At 64.3% G+C, this 4,769-nt stretch carries 4 protein-coding genes; all 4 read left to right on the top strand.

Translation table 11 applies throughout. The features are described from left to right. The first annotated feature begins 171 nt into the window (after positions 1-171). Positions 172-1,386, top strand: coding sequence for an FAD-dependent monooxygenase (locus tag U9979_RS02220; RefSeq protein ID WP_322747976.1), 1,215 nt, complete (start codon positions 172-174; stop codon positions 1,384-1,386). A gap of 649 nt (positions 1,387-2,035) precedes the next feature. Beyond that, positions 2,036-2,461, top strand: coding sequence for a roadblock/LC7 domain-containing protein (locus tag U9979_RS02215; RefSeq protein WP_322747977.1), 426 nt, complete (start codon positions 2,036-2,038; stop codon positions 2,459-2,461). A gap of 67 nt (positions 2,462-2,528) precedes the next feature. After that, on the top strand, positions 2,529-3,284 hold the full coding sequence (locus U9979_RS02210; RefSeq protein ID WP_322778059.1) for a hypothetical protein: 756 nt from the start codon (positions 2,529-2,531) through the stop codon (positions 3,282-3,284). A 111-nt stretch (positions 3,285-3,395) separates the two neighbouring features. After that, positions 3,396-4,697, top strand: a complete 1,302-nt coding sequence (locus tag U9979_RS02205; RefSeq protein WP_322778058.1) for a glycosyltransferase 87 family protein — start codon at positions 3,396-3,398, stop codon at positions 4,695-4,697. Positions 4,698-4,769: the final 72 nt, after the last annotated feature.

Here is a 4,769-nt window from a genome sequence, read left to right as displayed (position 1 = left end):
GGGCGTCCATGACTGCGGCTGAGGGGTCGCTGTCCGCGGCAATGCGAACCTGTCGGCGTGCTTTCGCGGTTCGCGCAGCGGTGCGGTGCGGTCAGGCCGTGCTGCTCCGGGCTCCGCTCAAAGGAGCCCCGCCCGGCTCGTCAGACGGCCTGAGGTGGAGCATCTACATTTATGGAAACGGATTTCTGTGTGATCGGAGCCGGCCCGGCCGGACTGAGTATGGCGCTATTGTTGGTGCGATCCGGTGCCAGAGTTGTTCTCGTCGAGCGGACAACGTCGTTCGACCGCGAGTACCGCGGCGAGATCCTCCAACCCGGGGGGGCGCTGCTGTTGCACCAGATGGGCATCCTCGACGGTGCGCGGAAGCGTGGCCACTACGAGTGCTCGCGATTTCGCATCGTGTCCGCTGGTCGCACACTGTTCGAAGCCGACTTCAGCCGGCTCGACCCGCCGTACAACCACGTCCTCAGCATTCCGCAACCGAACCTGCTGGAGGAGATGCTTGACGCCTGCAAGCGGTACGACCGCTTCGTCTATCTCGACGGCCGGTCGCCGACCGGGCTGCTCTTGGACGGCGAGCGCGTCATTGGTGTCCGGCTGCCGGACGGCGAGGGCGAGCAGACGATCGAGGCCCGGTGTGTGGTGGCCGCGGACGGGCGTCACTCGAAGACCCGACGGCTGGCTGACATCGCGTTCACCAAGATCGACGCTTTCGACTACGACGTGGTGTGGTTCAAACTGCCCGTGCAGGAGCGACACGGCCCTGAGGTGACGGTCTTCCAGGGTGACGGTAACCCGATCATCGTCTACGACGCCTACCCCGACAGCCTTCAGCTCGGCTGGACGTTGCCGCGTCGGAGTTACCGGTCGCTGGCTCAGCACGGGATCGACCACATCAAGGAGCAGATGTGCCGATCGGTTCCCCGGTATGCCGATCTGATCGCCAGGTCCGTCCGGGCGCCCGGCGACCTCACAGTGCTCGACGTGTTTGCCGGCTTCGCCGACACCTGGGCTCGAGATGGTCTGGTCCTCATCGGAGATGCCGCGCACACGGTCGGGCCCATCGGCGGCCAGGGGGTCAACCTCGCGATCCAGGATGCAGCACTCCTGCACCCGATCCTGATGTCGTCGTGGGCGAGTGGGCAGTTCGACCACAGAGCACTCGGTCAGTTCGAGCAGCAGCGGCGGCCGGCCGTGGCGGCGGTCATGGAGATGCAGGCACAGCAGGCCAAGCTGCTGTTCTCGGGTGCCGACGGCATCGCCGGCCGGATCCGGCCGGTGGCGATGAAGGCGATCAGCCACACCCCGATCTACCGCAAGAGACTCTCCCGGGTGACATTCGGTACCCAGCGGGTGTTGGCGCGGACTGATCTTTTCGTCGACTGAGACCAGCTCTCCTGTGCTGGCACCACCCTGCTCTGGCCACCTGTCCATCGGTCGATGGACAGGTGGCCAGACCGGCATACGGCCGAAATATTCGGCATGACCGCTTGATTTCGCCCCGCTGAACGAACCGTCCGGCGGGGCGGATCGTTCAGCGCGGCGGATCGTTCCGGTCGAACGGCTCGCGCCGATGGAACGAAGGCCGGAACGGCCGCTGGAACCCGATCCGGCTGGCCGACCCACCCGAAAGCACGGATCAAAGCGGGAACTAATGGATGCTCACGACAATACAGACAAAAGATTTTAATCAGTTTACATTTGGATATGTTTCCCGACACTCCGCGCAACGCGAGCACCGGCGGTCAAGGCCACGGCCTAATGGGCATAAACTGGTCCCCGCAGCAGCCGCGGCTACGCTGTTCGTGCGGCAACAACTCGCTGCGGCGCGGGGAACCTGGATGCGGCTGGTCGCCGCAAGCCGATACCTTGGAGGAAATAACCACGACTTACGCCGGTCGCCGAACGCGGGCGAAATCTGTCAGAGAGGTAGCTAATTGTACTACCGACGTCATGGGGGATCGAGGTGCCCGGCAGAACCACGGGTGGGCTTCCGCATCGGGCCGGGTACCCCGTGTGGACAGCCGAGGCTCAGGTGACCGGGGCGGGCGCAGCGGATCACGGGCTGGACTGGCTCATCAACAACTTCGTCGGTTCGGTACCCGGGGTCGCGAGCGCCATCGTCGTCTCGGTTGACGGGATCCTGCTCGCGGTCTGCGACGGCTTCACGCGCGACCGGGCAGAACAGCTTGGCGCGATCTCCTCGGGTCTGCTCAGCCTCACCCTCGGAGTGGCAACCCTCATGGACTCCGGGGCAGTGCGCCAGACAATAGTCGAGATGGACCACGGAACCCTGCTCCTCATGGCCATCAGCGACGGCGCATGCCTGTCCGTCCTCGCCGCCAAAACATGTGAAATCGGTCTCGTCGGATATGAGATGACCCGACTGGTGGCGCAGGCGCCCGACTTCCTCACCCCGGCGAAGCGCGGCGAACCACAGGAGCGGTCCGACGTAGGATGACCGCCTGGCGAAGCTGGGTATGAATGGACCCGACCGGACAGGGCCGAGATTCTTCGCGGGGGTCCAGATGAACGCGGTCGTGGACTTCTATCATCGGGTCATCGTCGAGCCCGGGAAGCAACCGCTGTTCCTGCTGCTGGTGTCGTTCGTGGTCACATTTCTGTTTATCCGGCTCAGCGTCCGAATGATCCGGGCCGGTGTTTCGTGGTGGCCGGGTAACGTCGCAGCCGGCGGAACACATATCCATCATGTCGTCTTTGGCATTGTTTTCATGTGCATAGCCGGAGTCGGTGCATTCACCCCGGCGGCCGGCAGATCACCGTGGTGGGACCTGCTCGGGGCACTGTTCGGTGTCGGGATCGCGCTCGTCCTGGACGAGTTCGCCCTGGTTCTGCACCTTCAGGACGTGTACTGGAGCGAGGAGGGCCGCGTCTCGGTAGATGCGGTCGTCCTCGGAGTGGCGGTGACCGGGTTGCTCGTACTGGGCAGCCTGCCCTTCGGGGTCAACGGCCTCGACAGCGGCCATCGCACGGCGCTATGGGACTACGTGGCGTCGCTGGTCCTCAACATCCTCCTGGTTGTGATCACATTTCTGAAAGGCAAACTGCGTCTCGGGACCATCGGGCTGCTCCTTCCCTTCCTCGCGCTGATCGGCGCAATCCGGCTGGCTCGGCCCGGCTCGCCATGGGCGCGGTGGCGCTATCGCGGCGGCTCCCACAAGGCCTCCCGGGCGCAGGGTCGAGCCGTGCGCCACGACCAACGGTGGATCCACCGCAAGGATCGAATCTTCGATCTGATCGCCGGCCGTCCAGACGCCCGTTGAGCCCGCGCACGGGTGTCTGGACGCACGGGTGTCTGGACGCACGGTGCGGTGCTCAGTCGGTGCCAAGTTTCATACAAGGGCCGGCTAAGTATCAATACAGACAATACGTTCATGACCGAGATGGCCCCGCGGCCGGTGCCGGCACGCACGCGGAGCGCGACGAAGCCACCCCGACGGGCCGGTCGGGCAGCAATGGCGGCAGCCGTTGTCATGATCGCGCTCACGGTGCGCGCGACGATGTTCGATTATCACTCGGCGGACTACGTCATGTTCCTGAAACCCTGGTACGACCATATCTCCACTAATGGCGGATATCACGCCCTTCGAGCTGATTTTTCAGATTACAATGTTCCATACCTCTACCTGATGACCCTCCTGACGTACCTGCCGGTACCCGCGCTCGCCGGGATCAAAATCATCTCGGTACTGTTCGATCTACTGCTCGCATTCTTCACATATCGGATCGTGCAGCTACGCTTTCCCGACTCATGGCAATCGTTCGCGGCCGCGACCGCGGTGCTGTTCCTGCCCACGGTGGTTGCGAACAGCGCGCGCTGGGGGCAGGCGGACTCAATCTTCACGGCCTTCCTGGTCGGCGGGGTCTACTCCGTGCTCCGGGCCCGCCCCTGGCTGGCCGGCGCCTTCTTCGGCCTCGCGCTGGGGTTCAAACTGCAGGCAGTCTTCATCTTTCCGCTCCTGGGCATCCTGGCTCTCAGCAGACGGCTGCCATGGCCGTCGTTGCTTGCCATTCCCGGGGTGTACCTGGCGCTCGATGTGCCCGCGCTGCTCCTGGGCGCATCACCGGAAAAGCTTCTGACGGTCTACGCAAGGCAGACCGGCGCCTACCAGCAGTTGACACTCAACGCCGCTTCGGTATATCAGTTCATCGCCGCGGGCACACACGCTGACATCCTGCGTACGGCGGGAGTCGTGTTCACCGGCGCGCTCGTGGCCATCCTGACCGGCCTTACTGTCCGTAGTCACGTCGACCTGACCCCGACCCGCATCGTGTTGCTTGCCACCGCGTCGGTCATCGCTGTACCGTTTTTTCTACCGTCGATGCACGAACGGTATTTCTACCCGGCGGACGTCCTCAGCGTAATTGCCGCCTGCTACCTACCCCGCCGATTGTGGTATCTACCGGTCGCCGTTCAGGTCGCATCCTTCCTGACATACCTGACGTACTTCGCGCAGAGTTCCCAACCCGCGGGCGGAGGCGCCACCGGGAACGGCGCCGTGAGCGGTGCCGGCGGAAACGCGGCGGCATTCCCGCCGGCACCAGAACTCAGACTGGCGGCGGCGCTCATGGCACTGGCCCTGGTAGCCGTACTCTGGACCACGGTCCGAGAATTCCGCGCACATGTTCAATCAACTCCCGCCACCGGCGGTACAGGCAACCCGGGCGTGCAGTAGCCGCTGTCGCCCACCGCGGGCTTTCAGCCGACTCCCAGGGTTGCGTCAGGTCCACATCAGCATGAGCCGACA

It is taken from the genome of Protofrankia sp. Cas4, assembly GCF_963555915.1.
Taxonomy (GTDB): domain Bacteria; phylum Actinomycetota; class Actinomycetes; order Frankiales; family Frankiaceae; genus Protofrankia.
Note: the sequence above shows the minus strand (reverse complement) of the source record. Positions and strands in the feature narration are given on the sequence as shown.